This window comes from Arthrobacter pascens (assembly GCF_017052465.1).
GTDB lineage: Bacteria > Actinomycetota > Actinomycetes > Actinomycetales > Micrococcaceae > Arthrobacter > Arthrobacter pascens.
In genome coordinates, this window is the sequence record NZ_JAFHKT010000119.1 from 35,282 (window position 1) to 54,319 (window position 19,038).

At 65.7% G+C, this 19,038-nt stretch carries 21 protein-coding genes; 13 read left to right on the forward strand and 8 right to left on the reverse strand.

Annotated elements, in window-relative coordinates; all coding sequences use genetic code 11:
- Positions 1 to 7: 7 nt before the first annotated feature.
- The 4 genes from JYA52_RS06245 to JYA52_RS06260 form a co-directional block, all read right to left on the reverse strand.
- Positions 8 to 964 carry a TAXI family TRAP transporter solute-binding subunit gene (locus tag JYA52_RS06245; RefSeq protein ID WP_205652335.1) on the reverse strand — a complete coding sequence of 319 codons (957 nt, stop codon included), beginning with the start codon at positions 962 to 964 and terminating at the stop codon, positions 8 to 10.
- A complete protein-coding gene (locus JYA52_RS06250) occupies positions 961 to 2,424 on the reverse strand; it encodes a sensor histidine kinase (RefSeq protein ID WP_205652336.1) in 1,464 nt (487 codons plus the stop codon). Before JYA52_RS06250 ends, JYA52_RS06245 begins: the two co-directional genes overlap by 4 nt.
- A 3-nt stretch (positions 2,425 to 2,427) precedes the next feature.
- Positions 2,428 to 3,087, reverse strand: coding sequence for a response regulator transcription factor (locus JYA52_RS06255; RefSeq protein ID WP_205652337.1), 660 nt, complete (start codon positions 3,085 to 3,087; stop codon positions 2,428 to 2,430).
- A gap of 81 nt (positions 3,088 to 3,168) precedes the next feature.
- Positions 3,169 to 6,507 (reverse strand): 2-oxoglutarate dehydrogenase E1 component, encoded by a 3,339-nt coding sequence (locus JYA52_RS06260; RefSeq protein ID WP_205652338.1) that lies wholly within the window; start codon positions 6,505 to 6,507, stop codon positions 3,169 to 3,171.
- A gap of 131 nt (positions 6,508 to 6,638) precedes the next feature.
- On the opposite strand from JYA52_RS06260, the gene JYA52_RS06265 reads away from it, so the two are divergent.
- Positions 6,639 to 7,562, forward strand: a complete 924-nt coding sequence (locus tag JYA52_RS06265) for a LysR family transcriptional regulator (protein WP_240460020.1) — start codon at positions 6,639 to 6,641, stop codon at positions 7,560 to 7,562.
- 44 nt (positions 7,563 to 7,606) lie between these two features.
- Here the strand turns inward: JYA52_RS06265 and JYA52_RS06270 are convergent, their stop codons facing one another.
- The gene (locus tag JYA52_RS06270) at positions 7,607 to 8,779 is read right to left on the reverse strand and encodes an acyl-CoA dehydrogenase family protein (RefSeq protein ID WP_205652340.1); all 1,173 of its coding nucleotides are present in this window, start codon (positions 8,777 to 8,779) and stop codon (positions 7,607 to 7,609) included.
- Between the two features lie 216 nt (positions 8,780 to 8,995).
- Here JYA52_RS06270 and JYA52_RS06275 point away from each other — a divergent pair, with 216 nt between their 5' ends.
- The 8 genes from JYA52_RS06275 (at position 8,996) to JYA52_RS06310 (ending at position 14,622) form a co-directional block, all read left to right on the forward strand.
- Positions 8,996 to 9,562 (forward strand): MaoC family dehydratase, encoded by a 567-nt coding sequence (locus JYA52_RS06275; protein WP_205652341.1) that lies wholly within the window; start codon positions 8,996 to 8,998, stop codon positions 9,560 to 9,562.
- A complete protein-coding gene (locus tag JYA52_RS06280; RefSeq protein ID WP_240460026.1) occupies positions 9,562 to 10,440 on the forward strand; it encodes an HpcH/HpaI aldolase/citrate lyase family protein in 879 nt (292 codons plus the stop codon). The genes JYA52_RS06275 and JYA52_RS06280 overlap by 1 nt, the downstream gene beginning before the upstream one ends.
- Positions 10,441 to 11,625, forward strand: coding sequence for a CaiB/BaiF CoA transferase family protein (locus JYA52_RS06285; protein ID WP_205652343.1), 1,185 nt, complete (start codon positions 10,441 to 10,443; stop codon positions 11,623 to 11,625).
- Positions 11,622 to 11,870: a hypothetical protein gene (locus JYA52_RS06290; RefSeq protein ID WP_205652344.1), complete on the forward strand. Its 249-nt coding sequence runs from the start codon at positions 11,622 to 11,624 to the stop codon at positions 11,868 to 11,870. Before JYA52_RS06285 ends, JYA52_RS06290 begins: the two co-directional genes overlap by 4 nt.
- Before the next feature lie 147 nt (positions 11,871 to 12,017).
- Positions 12,018 to 12,899, forward strand: coding sequence for an alpha/beta fold hydrolase (locus JYA52_RS06295; protein WP_240460021.1), 882 nt, complete (start codon positions 12,018 to 12,020; stop codon positions 12,897 to 12,899).
- 261 nt (positions 12,900 to 13,160) lie between these two features.
- Positions 13,161 to 13,628 (forward strand): ester cyclase, encoded by a 468-nt coding sequence (locus JYA52_RS06300; protein WP_205652345.1) that lies wholly within the window; start codon positions 13,161 to 13,163, stop codon positions 13,626 to 13,628.
- A 104-nt stretch (positions 13,629 to 13,732) separates the two neighbouring features.
- Complete coding sequence (locus JYA52_RS06305; protein ID WP_205652346.1) at positions 13,733 to 14,092, forward strand: cupin domain-containing protein; 360 nt, start codon at positions 13,733 to 13,735, stop codon at positions 14,090 to 14,092.
- 98 nt (positions 14,093 to 14,190) lie between these two features.
- Positions 14,191 to 14,622 carry a dihydrofolate reductase family protein gene (locus tag JYA52_RS06310; protein WP_205652347.1) on the forward strand — a complete coding sequence of 144 codons (432 nt, stop codon included), beginning with the start codon at positions 14,191 to 14,193 and terminating at the stop codon, positions 14,620 to 14,622.
- Between the two features lie 63 nt (positions 14,623 to 14,685).
- Here JYA52_RS06310 and JYA52_RS06315 read toward each other — a convergent pair whose 3' ends face one another.
- The gene (locus JYA52_RS06315; RefSeq protein ID WP_372433748.1) at positions 14,686 to 15,297 is read right to left on the reverse strand and encodes an ammonium transporter; all 612 of its coding nucleotides are present in this window, start codon (positions 15,295 to 15,297) and stop codon (positions 14,686 to 14,688) included.
- A gap of 465 nt (positions 15,298 to 15,762) precedes the next feature.
- On the opposite strand from JYA52_RS06315, the gene JYA52_RS06320 reads away from it, so the two are divergent.
- Positions 15,763 to 16,260: a hypothetical protein gene (locus JYA52_RS06320; protein WP_205652348.1), complete on the forward strand. Its 498-nt coding sequence runs from the start codon at positions 15,763 to 15,765 to the stop codon at positions 16,258 to 16,260.
- A 364-nt stretch (positions 16,261 to 16,624) separates the two neighbouring features.
- Here JYA52_RS06320 and JYA52_RS06325 read toward each other — a convergent pair whose 3' ends face one another.
- Positions 16,625 to 16,786 (reverse strand): hypothetical protein, encoded by a 162-nt coding sequence (locus tag JYA52_RS06325; RefSeq protein WP_205652349.1) that lies wholly within the window; start codon positions 16,784 to 16,786, stop codon positions 16,625 to 16,627.
- A gap of 238 nt (positions 16,787 to 17,024) precedes the next feature.
- On the opposite strand from JYA52_RS06325, the gene JYA52_RS06330 reads away from it, so the two are divergent.
- The 3 genes from JYA52_RS06330 (at position 17,025) to JYA52_RS22920 (ending at position 18,648) form a co-directional block, all read left to right on the forward strand.
- Positions 17,025 to 17,687: a HAMP domain-containing sensor histidine kinase gene (locus JYA52_RS06330; protein WP_205652350.1), complete on the forward strand. Its 663-nt coding sequence runs from the start codon at positions 17,025 to 17,027 to the stop codon at positions 17,685 to 17,687.
- Entirely contained in the window at positions 17,668 to 17,991 is a 324-nt protein-coding gene (locus JYA52_RS06335; RefSeq protein ID WP_205652351.1) for a sensor histidine kinase, read from the forward strand. Before JYA52_RS06330 ends, JYA52_RS06335 begins: the two co-directional genes overlap by 20 nt.
- Positions 17,992 to 18,090: 99 nt before the next feature.
- Positions 18,091 to 18,648, forward strand: coding sequence for a response regulator (locus JYA52_RS22920; RefSeq protein ID WP_307869323.1), 558 nt, complete (start codon positions 18,091 to 18,093; stop codon positions 18,646 to 18,648).
- Between the two features lie 83 nt (positions 18,649 to 18,731).
- Here JYA52_RS22920 and JYA52_RS06345 read toward each other — a convergent pair whose 3' ends face one another.
- Entirely contained in the window at positions 18,732 to 18,995 is a 264-nt protein-coding gene (locus JYA52_RS06345) for a hypothetical protein (RefSeq protein ID WP_205652352.1), read from the reverse strand.
- Positions 18,996 to 19,038: the final 43 nt, after the last annotated feature.

Genomic DNA, 19,038 nt, shown 5'->3' on the forward strand with positions numbered 1-19,038 from the left:
ACCTCCATTATTTGTGGTGGCGGCGGTAAGCCGCGGCAGCACCTGGATGAAGCGGAACCCCGGACGTATAGATGAGGGAGCGCGTGTCCAGGTACTGCACGCCCACGGTGCCAGGCGGGACAAGTTCGGCGGATCTGTCGATCAGGACATCGACTATCCGGCCCACGACATCATCCGGGAGATCCGCACGGGCCAGGAGGAGGCTGGCGATGCCGATGGACCCGACCTCTTCCCGTGCGCCGTAGAGGCCAGCGGGCAGCCGGACCTGCTGATACACCGGACCGTAGGCTTCCTGCAGGTCCGGCAAATAGCCAGAAAGATCAATCAGGCGTATCCCCTGGGCCGGGCCGCGGCCGCCGCCAGGATCCATTGCGGGGTGTGGGACTCCGCCGGCGAATAGTGCAGCGTCCACTTCCCCGCTGGCCAGCGCGTCCAGGACCGCCGTGATCGGAACAGCCCGCACCTGCACATCGGACTCGCTGAGGCCGGCGGCCGCCAGCAGCAGCTTTCCGGCCCTGGCGGTCGCCGAACTGCCGCCGAGGCTGACAGTGCGTCCGCGCAGGTCGGCCAGCGTGCGGATTGGCGAATCCGCCGGGACCGCGAACTGCAGATAGTTCAGGTAGACGCGGCCCACCGCGCGCAGTTTGTCCCGCTCTGCATTGGCGGCGGCGACGTCGGCCAGGGCCAGTGCCAGATCCACGCGGCCGGCCAGGATGTCCGGGATGTTCTCTACCGAACCCCCGGTGATTTGGGGGTTGAGGGTGAAGCCAGCATCCGAACGTCCGACGGCGGCGGCCAGTGATTGCCCGAAGTCAAAGAAGAAGCCGCGGTTCTCCGCCGTGCCGAGGCTGTACGTGCGCGCATCCTGCTGGCAACTGCCGAGGGACAAGCCCGCGGCGACTGCCGCGGCACCGGCGAGCAGACGCCGTCGGGTCAGCCAAGGGGCGCTTGGGTGAGTTGTCATCTCCCGGCCTCCTCATCCGCGGGGGCCGCGAATGACATTGCGACGGTCAGGCCGCCGCCAGGGGTGTCCCGGATCAGCAGCTCGCCGCCGTTGCTTTCCACCAGGGCCTCCACGATGGACAGGCCCAGGCCGGTGCCCGCGGGTCCGCCGCCGTCCCCGGACGGTTCCCCGCGGGGGCTGCCGCGGTAGAACCTCCGGGTGACCAGTTCCAGTTCCCCGTGAGCGACGCCCGCGCCGTCGTCGGAAACGGTGACCTCCGTCCGCCTTCCTGCTTCCGGGCTGCTGCCCCGGCCGGTCGATATCCGCGCGGTGGTCCCCGGACCCGCGTATTTGCAGATGTTGTCGAAGAGGACGTCCAGGATCTGTTCCAGATCGCCCGTGCTGATGTTTGCCTCCAGCCCGGCGGGGTCGTCGTCCACGGTGAACTGGATGCCGGATTCCGCGGCCGTGTCGTGCCAGAAGTCTGCCCGCTCGATGGCGACCAGCTGCGGGACGCATGTCTGCTCGCCGTCGCGGCCCTTCGTCCTGGGAGCCTCGGCAACCGACAGGGCCAACAGGTCGTCGAGGATCTCCTCCAGCCGGATGGCCTCGCCCACGGCGCGCTCGTGGCTTCTTTTACCGTCGTCCATGACACGCGGCCCGAGCGTGTCCAGCCTCAGCTGCAGTGCAGCCAGGGGATTACGGAGCTGATGGGCGGTGTCGGCCACCAGCCGGCGCTGTGCGTCCGCGGACGTGTGGACGGCGTTGTCCATCGTTTCGAAGGCGGCCGAGAGCGCACGCAGCTCCGGCGGCCCGGTCCGCCCGGCGGCCGATGCGGCGTCCGATGTCCCGCTGCCCGTGGCCACAAAGGGGAGGCTTTGGGTCAGCAGCTGCATGCGTGTGCTGACTTCCTCCAGGGGACGCAGCACCCACCTGCTCACGGACAGCGCGAGGACGCCGAAACCGATGACCGCGGCGAGGAACCCGACGCCGATGACCGCCCAGCCCTGCAGGATGTCGTTGCGCGTGGACTCCGTCGACGCAACAATCACCACCGCGCCGTTGACCTGCGCGCCGGTCCCGATGGGCTTGGCGAAAACCACGGTGCCGGGGCTCCATGGTGTCAGCACCTCTACCCCGGATGACCGTTCGTTCCGCAGCGCCCGGCCGATGGCGGCCGACACGGCCGGATCATCGAGGCTCGTGCCCACGGCCCGAGGCGCGGCTCCCCGTGTTGAAACCACCGCCAGGGCCTCCCCGTAGAGGCCGTGGTACGCGCCGGCTTCCTCAAAGAGAAGGCCGGGGCTGCCGTTCCTGGCGTAGCCGTCCGCGAGGTCGGCGAAGCGCTGGAGGTCCGCGTCCCGGCTGAGGACAAATTCGCGGGTCCGCGCGTCAGCCATGGAGGCCGCCAAGGGGAAGGCGAAGGCCGTGACGACGGCGGCGCCCAGCACCGCGAGGACGAGGAGGAGGCGGGTCCGCAAGCGTCAGCCGATCCAGCGGTAGCCGAAGCCGCGGATTGTTTCGATCCGGGCAGGACGGCCGAGCTTGGCCCGGAGCGCCGTCATGTGGACATCCAGGGACCGCGACACGGAGACAAAGGCATCGCCCCAGACCTGGTCCATCAGCTGCTGCCGGCTGACTGCGGTGCCGGGGTTGTCCACCAACGCGGCGAGCAGTTCGAATTCCTTGGTGGTCAACGGGACGGGTGTGCCCGCCACTGTGAGTTCCCGCCCGGCGAGGTCAACGGCCAGGTCGCCAAACTGGCGTACCGCCGATGTTGACTCCCGCGCCCTGGTGGCCCGCCGCCGGATCGCTTCGATCCGGGCCAGCAGTTCGGTCATCCGCGCCGGCTTCACCAGGTAGTCATCGGCTCCATTGCGCAGCCCCCTGACCACCGACCGTTCGTCGTCGCGGGCGGTGAGGATGATGACCGGCACGGCCGAGACCTGCCGGAGGTTCCGGAGGACCTCGATGCCGTCCATGTCCGGCAGGCCCAGATCGAGGAGGACAAGGTCGAACTCGGGGTGGCGGGTGAGGATATCCCCGCCGCGGGACATCCGGTCCGCGGCGATGCGGTTGGCAGCCAGCGCATCGATCAGGGCGCCGGCCACGCCGTCATCATCCTCGACGACTCCAATGCGCATCCCCTTGACTCCTCTCACTGCGCGGGGCGGTGCAGGCAAGCCTGCACCGCCCCGCGCCTGTCCGATACTCTAGGCCCCGCGTCAGCTGATGCGGTAGTCAACTTCACCGGCCTGCGCCGCCGTGGCGAGGAGGCGCTCCTGCGTTGCCTTGTGCTGGGCCGAGTAGCCTTCGGCCGGGGATGCGGCTTCCGGCCTGCCGACGTAGCCAAGGTTGAACTTGCCCAGGCCGAGTTTCAGGAGTTTGGGCAGCACGTACGTCCAGGCGCCCATGTTCTCCGGCTCTTCCTGCAGCCACACAATCTCCTCAAGGTTGGCCGCGGCCGCCACTTCCTGCAGGATTTCCTCCTGCGGGAACGGGTAGAGGCCTTCGAGCCGGAGGAGCCGCACGCCGTCGCCGAGGCGGTCCTTGATCTCGACGCCGACCTTGCCGGAGCACAGCAGCAGCCTGCGGGTCTGGTCGCTGGCGGCGCCGTCGGCGAGGACGGACCTGAACCCGACGGGTGCGAAGTCGGCTACCGGCGACTTTGCCGATTCGGCGCGGAGGAGCGACTTGGGGGTGAAGATCACGTGCGGCCTGGGGTCGTCCGACGCCGCTGCCCCGACGAGGGCTGCGAAATACTGGGCAGCGGTCGTGGGGATCATGATGCGGGAGTTGTCCCTGGCCGCGAGCTGCAGGAACCTCTCCAGCCTTGCCGAGGAGTGCTCCGGCCCGGCGCCTTCCCAGCCGTGGGGCAGGAGGATGACAAGCCTGCTGTCGCGGCCCCATTTGTCGTGTCCGGCCATGATGAACTGGTCGAACATCACCTGGGCCACGTTGACGAAGTCGCCGAACTGCGCCTCCCAGATCTGCAGGGAGTCCGTGTTGGTCCGGCCGTAGCCGTACTCGAAGCCGACGGTGGCCACCTCGGTCAGCGGCGTGTTTGCCACCAGGAAGGGCGCCTTGTCGAAGGCCAGCCGCTCCGCCTTGTCGCCCGTGGCGGCATCATGGACCACGATGTGCCGGTGGCTGAAGGTCCCGCGCTCAACGTCCTCACCCGTGAGCCGGACAGGCACGCCGGCCGCGTTGATCAGCTTCAGTGCGAGCAGTTCCGCCTGTCCCCAGTCAACCAGTGCGTCCTGGGCGCGCGTGGACCGGCGTTTGGAGAACTGGCGCATCAGCTTCGGGTGGATCGCGAAGCCGTCGCGGTCCTGCTCCGCCAGGTCGAGGACCTGAAGGGCCCAGTCAGCCGGTGCGGCTTCCAGCGCAGCCCGCACGGCCGGGCGGGGAGAGAGTTGCTGGTTGACCACAGTCTCCAGGTCGAACGTCCGCGCCTTCTCCAGTGCTTGGACCAACGCTGCCCGCGCCGCGGTCTTGGTGGTTTCCACATAGTCGGACGGCACCAGGCCGGAGGCCTCGAGCCTTGCCGCATAGATTTCGTGCACGGGCGGGTGCTCGTCGATGTCGGCGTAGTAGACGGGCTGCGTGTAGCGCGGTTCGTCCGTCTCGTTGTGGCCGTGCCGGCGGTAGCCCAGGACGTGGATGATGATGTCCTTGCCGGAGCGCTCGCGGTAGTCGAAGGCGATTTTGGCGGCGACCAGGTTGGCGTCGATGTCGTCCGCGTCCGTGTGGATGACAGGGACGTCGAATCCCTTGACGACGTCGGAGGGCCACAGGGTGGAGCGCAGCTGGAACGGGGTGGCCGTGAAGCCCAGGCGGTTGTCCTGGACAATGTGGACGCTGCCGCCCACGTCGTACGGTGCCAGGTTCTGCAGGTTCAGGGTCTCGTAGACGACGCCCTGGCCGGTGAACGCGGCGTCGCCGTGGAGGAGGACCGGCAGGACGCGGCGCTGGGCCTGGTCCCTGCTTTGCCCGGCGGCGACGAGCCGGTCCTGCTTGGCCCGGACTGCGCCCAGCGCAACCGGGGACACAAATTCAAGGTGGCTGGGGTTCTGCTCGAGGGTGACGTTGATGGAGGAACCGTCGACGTCGTCGAACCTTCCTTCGCCGCCGAGGTGCTGGCGGACGTCGCCCACGGGGGCGTTGGCTGTGGCACGTGCCGTGGGCAGGAATTCCGCCAGGATGCGTTCGGCGGGCCAGTTCAGGATGTGGGCCATGATGCTCAGCCGGCCGCGGTGCGCCATGCCCAGGACCGTGTCCGAATAGCCCGCTTCCGCAGCGTGTCCGGCCATTTCGGCGAGGGCGAGGACCGTCGCTTCGAGTCCCTGGACGGACAGCGTTTTCTGGCCGAGGAACTGGGTCTGGAGGTAGGCCTCGAAGACATCGAGTTCGGTGGCGAGCCGAAGTGCCTGAAGGCGGCGGGAGGAAGCGGGCGACGGCGTGCCGTTCCTCAGGAGCTCGGCTAGCCACTGGCGGGGCTCGGGGTCCGAGAGGTGGCTGAATTCCACTTCGACGCCGTCTGGAAGCCAGGATCCTTCGTCGCGGGCACGAACGGGTTCAAGCCGGGCGACGGCGGTGCTGGCGGACGTTTCGTACTCGGCCAGCCTGATGTCATCATGTTCGGAACCCGGCTGGGCGGGAAGATCGGGCAGGGCATCGCCGGCAGGGGTTCCGCGGAGCTCGCCTTCGAGTTCAGCCAGGAATTCCGCTGACCTGAGCAGCTTCTCGACGGTCCCCAGGAAGAGCCCGGAATCGGCCCCCTGGATGGCGCGGTGATCGTAGGTCGAGGACAGCGTGAGCACGGGATCCACATGCTGGGTGCGGGCGAGCGTCTCAAGGCCGGCCGGAATGCCGATGGCTCCCGCTGCCACGATGATTCCCGGGCCTGGCGGCAGCAGCGGGACGCCGGTGGTGGACCCGAACCGGCCGGTGCTGGTCAGGATCAGGGTGGCGCCGCGGAGGTCGGTGACGGCGACGGTCCCGGCCCGGCATGCCTGGGACAGCTCACCAAGGCGGCCGACAAAGGCAGGGAAGGAAAGACTGGCGGCATCACGGATCACGGGGACCATGATGGAGTGGCCGGCCGGCGTCTCCACATCCACGGCCACGCCGAGGTTCACTGTGGATTCTTCGACCAGGACCAGGTCCTTGTCCGCCGCCTCGATCCTGCGCCGGGCCGCGGGCACAGTCCCCTGGGCTGCCCGCGCCATGGCCGTGGCCAGCACGGCGGCGATGGGGACATTGAACCCTTCGGACCGCAGCCGCTCCCGCCACTGCATCAATGCCGACACCTCGAACGTCCGGATGGTTGACGCTGTCGGGATGGCCAGGCTCGCTTCCATGTTGCGGGCCATCGCTGCGGACCGGCCGCGGAGCGGGCGCCGGATGTCGGGGCCTGCCGTGCTGCCGGTTCCTGAACCGGACTCTGCGGGATGTGAATCGGGGGTGGTTACGTTTTGAAGCATCATCATCGACTTTCGCGGGGACAGGGTGTCAGGTGCCATTTGGAAGGAGGACTGCAGTGGCACCCCAACGGGTTGCATTCCATCCTCCTTGTTATGGATGAGCTCTACCAATACTTTCCTGTGATGGATGTATGTCATAGTGTGATCGGGCAAAGCCGCACCGGTGTGAGATGCGGCAAGGCCCAGTTCGGGATGGAGGAAACATGGAAATGAGGCAGCTCCAGGCTCTGCTGGCAGTGGCCGACACGGGAAGTGTCACGCGGGCCGCCGAGCTGCTCCACATTGTGCAGCCCGCCGTCACGCGGCAGATCCACAACCTGGAAACCGAGCTCGGGGCAACCCTCTTCGACCGGAGCCGGGCAGGGATGCGCCCTACGGACATCGGCCTCCAGGTCATCGAACGCGCACGGCGTGCACTCAGCGAGCTGGACCGCGCCCGCGAGGAGGCCCGTTCCTCGGGGGCAGGCCTGTACGGAATCGTCACCGTGGGCCTTCTGGCCAGCACCGCCCCGCTGCTCGCTGTGCCCGTGGTTTCTGCCGTGACGGAGCGGCATCCCGGAGTGCGGCTGCGAGTAGTCACCGGATATGGAGGCCACCTCAGCCGGTGGCTTGAGGCCGGGGACGTGGACGTTGCCCTTACGTACAACCAGCCGTCGGCAGCCGCGTTGGATGTGAAACCGCTTCTGGAGGAGGACCTGTGGGCGGTCGCACCTCCGTCCGCAGGCCTTGTCGCTGCTGAGGGGGTGGACTTCCGCGAACTGTTGCAGCGTCCCCTGGTCATGCCGAGTGCGCCGCACGGCATCCGCTCGCTCGTTGAAGGCGCCGCGGCACGCATCGGGCTCTCGCTGGACATCGCCGTGGAAACGAACGATGCCGGCGTCCAGATGCAGCTCGTGCAGGGCGGCCTGGGATGGACGGTGCTGCCAGGCATTATGGTGGCGGCCGAGGCGGCGGGCGGCGCCCTCAACGCGGCGCCCATCGTCGGTCCAGGAATCCCGCGAAGGATCGTCCTCGCCAAGCCGGCCAGCGTCCGTTCCACAAGCGCTGTCCGGATGGTCGCCGAAATCCTGGAGCAGACCGTTCTTAGCCTGATCGATGCCGGAAGGTGGCCGTCCGCCCGCCTCATCCAATAGTGGGCAGCGCCGTTGCTCCGACACTGTTAGTGGGAGACGCGTCGTTAGTAGGAGCGGGGCAGGCCCAGCACCTTGGTGGCGACGAACGACTTGATCATGTTGTTGTTGACCGGGGCCACCTGGAACATGCGCGTTTCGCGGAACTTCCGCTCGACGTCGTATTCGTCGACGAAGCCGTAGCCGCCGTGGGTATCGAGGCAGGCGTTGGCTGCTGCCCAGCTGGCCTCTGATGCAAGGTGCTTGGCCATGTTGGCTTCGGCGCCGCAGGGTTCGCCGGCGTCGAAGAGGCGCGCTGCCTCGTAGCGCATCATGTCGGCTGCCCGGACTTTCATGTAGGCGTCGGTGATGGGGAACTGCACGCCCTGGTTGGTGCCGATGGTGCGGCCGAAGACGGTGCGCGTGTTGGCGTACTCGACTGCCCGGGTGGTGAACCAGTAGCCGTCACCGATTGCCTCGGATGCCAGGAGGATGCGTTCCGCGTTCCATCCGTCGATGACGTAGCGGAACCCCTTGCCGACTTCGCCGATGACGGCCGACTTCGGAACGCGCATGCCTTTGTAGAAGACCTGGTTGGTGGCGTAGTTGAACATCGTGCGCACCTTGACCACTTCGAGCGTCTCGGGCTGTTGGGCGCGCACCTGGCGGAGGTCCACCAGGAAGAGTGTCAGTCCGTGGGTCCGGTCCGTTCCCTTGCCGTCGGGCTTGTCGGAGGTTCGGGCAAGCACAAAGGCGAGGTCTGACTCGTCGATCCGGCTTGTCCAGCTCTTGTGGCCGGTAATCACATAGTCGTCGCCGTCCTGAACCGCGGCGGTTTCGATGCTGGTGGTGTCCGAGCCGGCAGCATCCTCGGTGATCGAGAAGGCCTGGAGGCGGAGGTCCCCTGAAGCAATCGCCGGGAGGTAGGCGTTCTTCTGCTGTTCGTTCCCGTGCCGGAGGAGGGCGCCCATGGTGTACATCTGCGCGTGGCAGGCGGCGGAGTGCCCCCCGGACTTGTTGATTTCCTCCATGATCACGCTGGCCTCGGTGAGCCCGACGCCAAGGCCGCCATACTCTGTGGGGATCAGCGCGGCCAAGAGCCCTTCCTTGGTGAGCCGGTCCACAAACTCCTGCGGGTACCGGCGGTTGCGGTCGGTTTCGCGCCAGTACTCGTCCGGAAACAGGGCGCAGAGGGAACGGGTCTTTTCCCGCAGCTGCTCAACGGTGGTTTCAAGTGTCATTGGATGCTCCTTGGGTATTTGGCTATTGCGTCTTTGGTAGCCCGATGTCCAGAGTACATAATATATTTGACGCAGAACAAGAGGTCGTCAGAAGAATTTCCTTTAGTGGCTTGCGCTGCGTCCCTTGACAGCTGGGATAGTCAGCGGGAATGCTTGCTCTAATACAAAATATATTTGTATCGCTTGCCGTCGTGAAACTTGTCGAAGGAGACGAAAATGACTGAAACCATGCCGCAGCCTGCTGCGGGCCAGACGCGGGTAGTGCCGGGATGGACGGGACGGCTCTTTGAAGACTTCGCGGTGGGGGACCTTTACTACCACCCGTTCGGCAAAACCGTCACTGAGGCTGACAACCACAGCTTTACCCTGATGACGCAGAACGTGGCCAAGACCCATGTGGACAGGAACTTTGCCAAGGCCACCGAGTTTGGCCTGCCGCTGGTGAACTCGACGCTGACGCTGGCCCTGGTCACCGGCCAATCCACCATCGACCTGTCCATGAACGTGTTTGCGAACATGGGCTGGGACGAGGTCCGGATGCCGAACCCGGTTTTTGAAGGCGACACCATCTATTCCCGGTCCAAGGTGCTGGCTCTTCGGGAGTCCAAGTCCCGGCCCAACCTGGGCCTGGTGACAGTGGCCACCGAGGGATATAACCAGGACGGCAAGATTGTCATCAGCTACCGACGCACGTTCATGGTTTACCGGCAGGGCCATCTTCCAGGCGTCGAGGCCGCCCGGCCGGACGAATCCAGCCTGCCCCGGACGGAGGATTTCGAGTGATGGCGGGGGAAGCCACGGCGCCTGCTGCGCTGTCCAATACGGTGACGGGCGCGGAGATCGTCGCGGCGGCCGTAACCGCACTGTTTGTTCCCGGCGACCGCCCCGAGAGGTTTGCCAAGGCAGCCGGCTCAGGCGCCGGCGTCGTGATCATCGACCTGGAGGACGCGGTGGCGGCGGCGGACAAGCCAATGGCGCTGGCGTCGACGGTGGACGCCTTGGCCCGCGGGGGCATTCGTGCGCTGGTGAGGGTGAACCCGGCGGACTCCGCCACCTATGAGGCCGAGGTCTCGGCGTTGCTGGCGCTCACGGAGTGGCAGCAACACGGACTGCTGGGCATTGTGCTTCCCAAGGCTGAGCGGCCCGCTGCGCTCGCCGGGCTGCGGGCAAATCTCCCGCAGGACCTCGCCCTCGTGCCGCTCGTCGAATCGGCGCTGGGGCTCGTGAACGTCCTGAGCCTGGCTCAGGTACCCGGCGTGACCCGGCTGGCGTTCGGCGCCATCGATTTCTCCCTCGACGTCAACGCGGACAGCGCTGACCGCTTTCTTGACCACGCCCGCTCCGGGCTCGTCCTTGCGTCCAGGGCCGCTGGCATAGCGGCGCCGCTGGATACGCCCTCCACTGAGATCAGAGACGAAGACGCCGTTGCCGCTTCGGCCAGGCTCGCCCGCAATTTCGGGTTCGGCGGGAAGCTCTGCATCCACCCTGCCCAGGTCGCTGCGGTGAATGCAGCGTTCCTGCCTTCGGAGGCGGAAATCGAGTGGGCCCACAGCGTTGTGGGCGCCGAAGGCGGCGCGGCCCAGGTGGCCGGCCAGATGGTCGACCGCCCGGTCACGGAGCGGGCCAAACGCATCCTGGCCCAGGCCGGAAAGGAGCTTTAGATGTCCCGGCTGCCCTTGGAAGGCATCACAGTAATCTCACTCGAACAGGCGGTCGCGGCCCCCTTCGCAACACGCCAGCTCGCGGACCTTGGGGCTCGGGTCATCAAGGTGGAGCGCGACACGGGCGACTTTGCCCGCGGGTATGACCGCAACGTCCACGGGATGTCGAGCTACTTCGTGTGGCTGAACCGCGGCAAGGAAAGCATCGTCCTGGACCTCAAGTCCGACGACGGAATGCGGACCTTGAAGGACCTGGTGTCCCGCGCCGACGTCCTCGTCCAGAACCTTGCACCCGGCGCCGTCGAGAGGCTGGGCCTGGGACCGGACGATGCGCTGGCGCTGAACCCGAGGTTGGTCCACGTGTCCATTTCCGGCTATGGCCGCGGCGGATCGCATGAGCAGAAGAAGGCGTATGACCTCCTGATCCAGTGTGAGGCGGGCCTGCTCAGTGTCACGGGCACGCCGGATGCCCCTGCCAAGGTAGGAGTGTCCATCGCGGACATCTCCGCCGGAATGTATGCCTATACGGGTGTCCTGACGTCATTGCTGCAGCGGGCTGCCACGGGACGGGGGGACGTGGTGGAGATATCCATGCTGGAAGCCCTGGGCGAATGGATGAGCCAGCCCTACTTCTACGCGGAGTACGGGGGCGCGCCCCCGGTCAGCAGCGGAGCTCAGCACGCCAGCATTGCACCCTACGGCCCGTTCCCCACGGCCGACGGCACCGTGTTCTTCGGCATACAGAACGAGCGCGAATGGGCGACATTCTGCACCGACGTCCTGGCAAGGCCCGAGCTCTCAACGGACCCGCGGTTCAGCACGAACACACTGCGGGTGGAGAACCGTGCCGCGCTGCATGAAGCCATCGAAGAGGCTTTTGGCGGCCAGGCCACCGACGAGGCCGTAGCCCGGCTCGATGCCGCAAACATCGCCAACGCCCAACTCCGGGACATGCGCGGCTTCTCGGCACATCCGCAGCTGACCGAACGGAACCGGTGGCGCGACGTCGCGTCCCCCGTTGGCCCGGTACGCAGCCTGATCCCGCCGGTGACATCCCGCGAGGCAGACTTCAGGATGGGTCCTGTGCCGGAACTCGGTGAGCACACGGCGGCGATCCTTGCGGAACTTGCGGAACGCCCCGTGACAGCGGCCGTAGCTGCAGGCCAGCGGACGCCCGGGTCATGAGGAGCGTCCCCGCGGCGCCTGTCTCCCCGGCGCTCAGGGACCGGGATGACTGGGCGCACCTTGTGGGCGGAATCGTCGAAGTGCGGCTCAACGGGGCCCTGGTACGCGTGGGAAGGGTTGGCCAAGCCACGGCCGATTCGGCCATGCTCTGGATCGAGGCAGACGCGGTGGAACAGCGCGCACTTTTCGTCAAGGCATCCGGCTACCGGGTGAGGCCGGTTTACGGCGGAGACCGCCGGTTTTAGTTATTGGTTCGGCCAATATCTGGATACCAAGTTACCTCGCCGTCGAGGACCTGACGACTTCCGTATCGGACATTCGTGTGGAGCAGCCAGAGCAAGGCCGCACGCCGCGATCCACGGCCCTGCCGCCGAGACCGCATCCGGACTAGGATGGCCCGAAACGAAGCGGAGGACATGCAGATGCACCGGCGAGTGACGGAAGCTCCCGAAACCGGGTACGTCGCCGTCAACGGACTGCAGATGTATTGCGAGCTGCATGGTGCCGGCGGCACACCGCTGTTGCTCCTGCATGGCGGGCTGTTCGATATCGAGCAGCAATTTGGCGCACTAATCCCGAGCTTGTCGGCAGGGCGCAGGGTCATCGCCACGGATTTCCAAGGTCACGGTCGAACGAACGACATCGACCGTCCACTGACTACCCGCGACCTGGCATCCGATGTTACCGGGCTCCTTGCGCATTTGGACGTCCGCGAGGTCGATGTATTCGGGTTCAGCGTCGGCGGTGCTGTCGCACTTCACTTGGCGGTGAACCGCCCGGACCTTGTCCGCAAACTCATCGTCTCGTCCGTGTCGTTTCGACCCGACGGCGACCGGGGTGGAAACGCCGAAGCGGTCGCTGCAATGACCGTCGATATGATCGCCGGCACCCCAATGGAACAGCGTTATCTGGCCGTGTCGCCCCACCCGGACCGCGAGCATCTCCAGGGGCTGTTGGACAAGCTGGGTAGCTACGACGCGGGCGCAAGAGGGTGGAGTGATGATGAGATCAGCGGCATCGCCGCCCCGACACTGATCACCGTCGGCGATTGCGACATGGTCAAGCTCGAGCATGTGGTGCGGTTCCTCCAGCTGCGCGGCGGAGATGTGAACGGTGACTTTGAAGGCGTTCCCGCGTCACAGCTCGCGGTGTTTCCCGGCACAACACACTTCTTTGGGCTGGCAAGGACCGGCCTGGTGCGGGACGTTGTGACGACCTTCCTGGACTCGCCTGTGCCTTCCGGCTGGCAGGACCGGTCGCGGCCCCCCTTATAGGACATTTTCAAGACCTGCTGTCTTTCTGTCCCCGGGCTGGTTTGAATGGGCAGATTCTATGACCTTTCCCGGAAACTGCTCGAGTCCTAAAATAGGCCTGGCCGCGTTCGTCGCGGTACTGCTCACGGATAGCCGCGAAAGGCTCTGCAACCTTTCCAAGCTGCCCCGCACTTAATGCCACAGGCGGGGGCTGGCACCAAAACCGTGCTTCTCAAACGCAGAAGCACCCGCATTTTCATGCGCAGATTGGTGGCAATTCTCATGACCACTCAGAGCTTCGGCACAGGCAACCCCGACCAATCGGAGCCCGCAGACACCAGGCAGTCCCTCGAAGCGCAGCTTCGGGCGATCAATGCACACGATGCCACGGCTTTTGCCAGCTTCTATGCAGAGGACGCAGTAGTCGTCGACCCGCAGTACCCTGAGCCGCTGCGCGGCCGGGCGGCAATCGAACAGGACGCGGAGGTGTTCCTCAGGGCACTACCGGATATCGAGTTCTCTTACACGAACACTCTGGTAGACGAGCGCCTTGTCGCCGGTGAGGGCACAATTGTCGGAACGAACACCGGACCGCTCCAACTACCCACTGGAGAAGAAATCCCGGCAACAGGCCGCCGGCTAGAGTTTCCCATGGCATTCTTCAGCCGTTTCGACGAGTCCGGCAAGATCGTCGAGGAGCGCCGCTACTACGACGTCACCACTCAACAAACGCAACTGGGGCTAGCCTAGGTGCCTAATCACGGGTAATCGGTTTGAGAAGAGTGGCGCAACTCCAGCTCTCGCATACTCTATGCATACAACACGGACCTCCGTGGAGACTGAAGGAGATGCAAATGCGCAAACCAGAGCTGGAGTTCCACGAACCCCTCGTTGACTGGCAGAAGGCGAACGGCGACGCCGAACGCGGAATCTGGGAGCAGATACTCGCTGCGGACCCTCTGAGCGGAGACTCGACCTTGCTCCAACGCTATGATCCCGGTGCCAACACCATAGCCAGCGGCGTGATCGTCCACGACTATTGGGAGGAGGTCATGATTCTCTCGGGGGAACTCACTGATGTGACCCTCGGGAAGACTTTCACACCCGGTATGTACGCGTGCCGTCCACCCGGCATGCGTCACGGACCTTACCTAAGCGGCGGCGGCTGTCGCATGCTCGTCATTGTTCGTCCGACGTCAGATCCAAGCATGTGATGGCTGGTTCGTTGGGCGTAGTGGTGTGACGGCCGTTGGCATTGCCGCCGCTCCCTGGGCTGAGAGCCGCCGTTCCCAAGGAACTCGAGGAGAACATCATGACCGCTAGCTACACTTTCGACGTCTTTACCAGCCTCGACGGCTTCGGCGCCCATAGCGGCAACTGGGGCGGCTACTGGGGCAAGCAAGGTCCCGAGCTGCTCGACCACCGCCTCGCCCTGTACGACCAGGAGCAGCGGATGGTCTTCGGGGCCAACACGTTTCGGGCGCACGTGCAGATGCTGGCCTCGAGCACCGAAGAGTCCGAGGTGCCGTTGCGCTCGCACGGCAGCCTGTCGCTGAACCGGGCGCTGATGGCCGCCGGCTTGGTCGACCGCGTCCAAGTGACGCTCTTCCCTGTGATCACCGGTCAGACCGGACTGAACCCGATCTTCCAGGGTGGGGCCGACTTCGACCTCGAGTTGATCGAGAGCCGGACGCTCGACGGCCACACCCAAGAGCTCATCTACCGGCCGACCCTGCACGTCTGACTCTGTCCATCCACCGGCCATCATCTCGAAAGCACCTGATGTATTCGACGATGATGGCCCCGGCTATCCGCGGTGGGGGGAGCCCAGTTCGACAGGCTCTTCGTCGCTCAGGTACGCGGCCTCGGCGTGGGCTGCGATGTCGATGCCGCGCAGTTCATCGGCCTCGTGGATGCGCAGGCCCATCGTGACGTTGAGGACCTTTGCGATGACCCACGTGACGACGAAGGAATAGGCAAGCACAGCCAGGGTTGCCAGCGCCTGGACGCCGAGCAGACCAAAACCGCCGCCGTAGAACAGTCCGTTGACCTTGTTGGGGGCGGCCTCAGTGGCGAACAATCCGATAAGGAGCGTTCCGAGGATGCCGCCCACCAGGTGGACGCCCACGACGTCGAGCGAATCATCGAATCCGAGCCGGAATTTCAGTTCGATGGCCAGTGAGCAGACGGCGCCGGCGATGAGTCCGATGGCCAGGGCGCCGAGCGGGCTGACCGCGCCGCACGCCGGAGTGATGGCAACGAGGGCCGAGTTCAGGCCGGAGGCGGCGCCCATGCTGCTGGCGCTGCCAAGCCTGATGCGTTCCACCAGGGCCCATGCTAGGAGGCCGAGCCTTGTGCCCAACGCATAGCGGCCAGAAGCTGCCGGCAAGGAGTTAGGGGGCTGTCCTGCATCAGCCACTTCCCTCAGCTCCGTCCCGAGCGTATGTTGAGGGCCTGTGGCCGTCGCTATTGACGTGGCACCGGTCGTCGCCTCGTAAGTGCCCGATTTATCGTGTACACCTCATTCCGGATCTCATTACTCAAAATGACAAGAGGCATCATGCGCGTCAGGGAAATCGTCGCCCGAGGCGGCATGGATACTTCCTCGCAGCCGCATTCCCGTTGCCGCCGGCCACCAACCGTGGCGGTGATCCTCGCCAGCCTACTGATAGGGACGCTCGGTGCTTGCACCTCATCGGGCGAGTCCGGGGCGCCATCGGAGGATGCCACACCCAGTGGACCAGGGCAATCAGCGGGGTCAACCTGTCCGGATCCACATGGTGGTGTCTGTCTGGGTCGCCTTGATGCGGGTACCTACTCGACCAAGTCCTTTGAACCGAAGTTGTCCTACACCGTCCCGAAAGGCTGGGCCAACGGTGAGGATTTGCCTGGAAATGTACTGCTGAGCCGGACCGGCGATCCACAGGTAGACGTCTGGGGCGGCAGCTACATCGGTGTCTACCAGAATGTCCGTGCGCCATCGCTGTGCGTCGAAGAAGCGGAGCCCGGGGTTGGCACAAGTGCCGCGGAACTAGCCGCGTGGTATCGCACTGTGCCGGGTCTTGAGATCGTGGCCGAGGCTCCTGTGTCGGTGGGCGGATTGTCCGGTATCGCGCTCGACTTCCGGGTGGGTGATGGATGGAGGAGCACATGCCCGCTCGACGGCGTCATCCACGCGGTTCCCGTCATCGTCGGTGGCGGAGTTTCTGAACTGCACCACACAATGGGCGCTCCGTTGGAGATGCGACTCTTCCTCCTCGACTGGAAGGGAGGAAACGTCGCGATCGAGGTAACCTCGGTGGTTGCGCAGCACAGCCTCATGGACTATCTCGGGGGAGCCGGAGCTGGCGCAGTCGTCAACTCCTTCAAGTTCGGCTCGTGACGGCGAGGCCCACCGCCGCTCATGCTCACTGCGGAGACACCCTTGGTGTCCGTAAGTCGATCGGTTGGTAAGACACGAGGCAGTGCCAGCTTCAGCCGATGGGTGTGATTACCAAGCGCTTTGGTTCGCCCATAAAGTACTTCGGTGCGGGTTCCTGGAACGGACACCGCCGTTCACTGCTGACAGAACAACGCCAAATACCGCTGCGATTCACACTGCCGGAACGTCCCCCTTCAGCGAGTGGTTGGGGTCCGTGGATGGCGGTCGTGGGGGATCGCTTGGACGGTGTCAGATTGACTTCGATGTTTGCCCTGCCGCGCCGCGCCGACGCCCGCTTTCGGGACGGTCTGGTGTGTGAATCGCATCAGGTGAAGTAGCGCAGCCAGACGTAGAGCCAGGCCATGAGCGTGCTGAGCACGGTCACGATGATGCCGTACTTGGTGAACTGCCAGAACGAGATGGGGTGCCCTGCTTTCGCTGCGATGCCGATCCCGACGACGTTCGCGCTGGCCGCGACGGTCTCCATTGGGTCCTCCGTTCCGTCGGTTTTGGGGGTAGATTCAGTCTCGCGCCGCGGCCAGGGAGGTGCCATTGGGGGTAACACCCATTTCCGGAGCGCCGCGCGCCCGGGGCTTGTCCGCCCGTGGGGGCGAGCCCTCATAGACAAAGGACGCGGGCCGCGTCAGGCTAGTCGGATGCGGACCCCGCCCGAAACCTGGGCCGCCGGAACGACTCGCGGCCTGCCTCCGTAAGGACCGGCACAGTTGCTGTTCTGGCGTCTGTTCATCATCAACGGGTTGCTCTTCGCGATCGGCACGCTCGTGTTGGCGCTCTCGCCGGCGACGGTGTCCTCGCCCGTGCTGCTCACCGAGGTACCGGTCCTGCTCATCGGCCTTGCTCTCATCCTTGCCGCGAACGCAGCCCTGGTGCGGGCCAGCCTGGCGCCGCTGGACGCGCTGACGAGTGTGATGCGCCGGGTGGGCCTGCTGCGGCGCGGTGGCGATCGGGCGACCGAGGCCGGCAACGGCGACCTCGGACACCTGATCCGGACCTTCAATGAGATGCTGGACCGCCTGGAGGCGGAGAACAGCGCGAGCAGCGCCCTCGCGTTGGCTGCGCAGGAGGGGGAGCGTCAGCGGATTTCGCGGGAACTGCACGACCAGATCGGCCAGAGCCTGACTGTTGCTCTCCTCAGCCTCAAGCGCGTTGTCGACCGATCTCCCGACGATCTCCGGGAGGAGAGCCTCGTGGCCCAGGAAGCGGTCCGGGCGAGCCTGGAGGAGGTCCGGCAAGTGGCGCAGCGGCTGCGCCCGGGCGTGCTCGCCGACCTTGGCCTGCGGAGCGCGCTGAGTTCGCTGGGCTCGGAGTTCTCCCGCTCGAGCGGGATCCCGGTGACGTGGGAGCTCGATGACGTGGGAGCTCGATGACGAGCTCCCCGAGCTCAGCAGGGAGGTCGAGTTGGTGCTTTACCGCATCGCGCAGGAGGCGCTCACCAATGTCGCCCGGCACGCGCACGCGACACGAGTCGATTTCGCGCTCACCTCGTCGACGACGGGGCTCACCCTGCGGATTCTCGACGACGGGCGGGGCGGCGACCTCCGCGTGGGCGCGGGCATCCGGGGGATGCGCGAACGCGCGCTGCTCATCGGTGCCGAGTTGACGGTTGCCGCACGGCCGAGCGGGGGGACCGACGTTTGCCTCGTCGTTCCCGGCCCCGCGGCAGGGAGCTGAACTGATGGCCGAACCCACGCATCCTGCTCGCGGACGATCACGCGCTGGTCCGCCGCGGCCTTCGCCTGATCCTCGACGCGGAACCAAGACCTCACCGTCGTGGCCGAGGCCGCCGACGGCACAGAGGCCGTCGCCGCCGCGACCGCGGGCGGGGTGGACCTCGCTGTTCTCGACATCGCCATGCCCCAGATGACCGGCATCCAGGCGGCGCGGCAAATATCGCGGAGCGCACCCGACGTGCGGATCCTCATCCTGTCGATGTACGACAATGAGCAGTACTTCTTCGAAGCGCTGCGCGCCGGGGCCTCGGGCTATGTGCTCAAGTCGGTCGCTGACCGAGACCTCATCGAGGCGTGCCGGGCAGCGATGCGCGGGGAGTCGTTCCTCTACCCCGGCGCGGTCACTGCGCTCATCCGCGACTACCTGGAGCGGGACCGCCGTGGCGACCGGATGCCGCAGAGCATCCTCACGCCCCGCGAGGAACAGATTACGAAGCTCGTCGCAGAGGGGAACTCCGCTAAGGAGATCGCCGAGATCCTCAGGATCAGCGTGAAGACCGTCGATCGCCACCGGGCTAACGTCCTGCAGAAGCTGGGGTTGCGCGACCGGCTGGACCTCACACGGTTCGCCATCCGCACCGGGCTCATCGAGCCGTAATCCGGGTCTCCGGGGGAGTGATGCTGATGGAGCAGGTATTTAGTGGACGTGGGGCAGCCGTGGCCTGAGACGTGTTGGCTGCCTCAAACGAGGTTTGGTGCGCTGGCCAGGATGTAATCGGTCGCGGCTGGACCAGTCATCGCAAGGCGGTTGCTCGAGGGACTGATGCCATGCCGCTCCTTGAGCGCTGTGAACAAGGCTCCCGGCGACGCGATGGGGGAGTGACTCACCATGCACCAACTCGTGTAGAGACCGTACAGGGAGTCGGGCCCGAGCCCGGCTCCTGCTTCCCGATCGGCGGCAATGGCCTCGTAGAGAAACCGGTCGAAGTATGGGGTGGAAGTCATGTGCGCTCGTTTCAGAGGTTGTTTATTGTTTTCGGTCTCGCGT

Coding starts and splice junctions, on each gene's coding strand:
- JYA52_RS06245 (WP_205652335.1), bottom strand. CDS start 964: ATGACAACTCACCCAAGCGCCCCTTGGCTGACCCGACGGCGTCTGCTC.
- JYA52_RS06255 (WP_205652337.1), bottom strand. CDS start 3,087: ATGCGCATTGGAGTCGTCGAGGATGATGACGGCGTGGCCGGCGCCCTG.
- JYA52_RS06260 (WP_205652338.1), bottom strand. CDS start 6,507: ATGCAACCCGTTGGGGTGCCACTGCAGTCCTCCTTCCAAATGGCACCT.
- JYA52_RS06265 (WP_240460020.1), top strand. CDS start 6,639: ATGAGGCAGCTCCAGGCTCTGCTGGCAGTGGCCGACACGGGAAGTGTC.
- JYA52_RS06270 (WP_205652340.1), bottom strand. CDS start 8,779: ATGACACTTGAAACCACCGTTGAGCAGCTGCGGGAAAAGACCCGTTCC.
- JYA52_RS06275 (WP_205652341.1), top strand. CDS start 8,996: ATGACTGAAACCATGCCGCAGCCTGCTGCGGGCCAGACGCGGGTAGTG.
- JYA52_RS06280 (WP_240460026.1), top strand. CDS start 9,562: ATGGCGGGGGAAGCCACGGCGCCTGCTGCGCTGTCCAATACGGTGACG.
- JYA52_RS06285 (WP_205652343.1), top strand. CDS start 10,441: ATGTCCCGGCTGCCCTTGGAAGGCATCACAGTAATCTCACTCGAACAG.
- JYA52_RS06290 (WP_205652344.1), top strand. CDS start 11,622: ATGAGGAGCGTCCCCGCGGCGCCTGTCTCCCCGGCGCTCAGGGACCGG.
- JYA52_RS06295 (WP_240460021.1), top strand. CDS start 12,018: ATGGCCCGAAACGAAGCGGAGGACATGCAGATGCACCGGCGAGTGACG.
- JYA52_RS06300 (WP_205652345.1), top strand. CDS start 13,161: ATGACCACTCAGAGCTTCGGCACAGGCAACCCCGACCAATCGGAGCCC.
- JYA52_RS06305 (WP_205652346.1), top strand. CDS start 13,733: ATGCGCAAACCAGAGCTGGAGTTCCACGAACCCCTCGTTGACTGGCAG.
- JYA52_RS06310 (WP_205652347.1), top strand. CDS start 14,191: ATGACCGCTAGCTACACTTTCGACGTCTTTACCAGCCTCGACGGCTTC.
- JYA52_RS06325 (WP_205652349.1), bottom strand. CDS start 16,786: ATGGAGACCGTCGCGGCCAGCGCGAACGTCGTCGGGATCGGCATCGCA.
- JYA52_RS06335 (WP_205652351.1), top strand. CDS start 17,668: ATGACGTGGGAGCTCGATGACGAGCTCCCCGAGCTCAGCAGGGAGGTC.
- JYA52_RS06345 (WP_205652352.1), bottom strand. CDS start 18,995: ATGACTTCCACCCCATACTTCGACCGGTTTCTCTACGAGGCCATTGCC.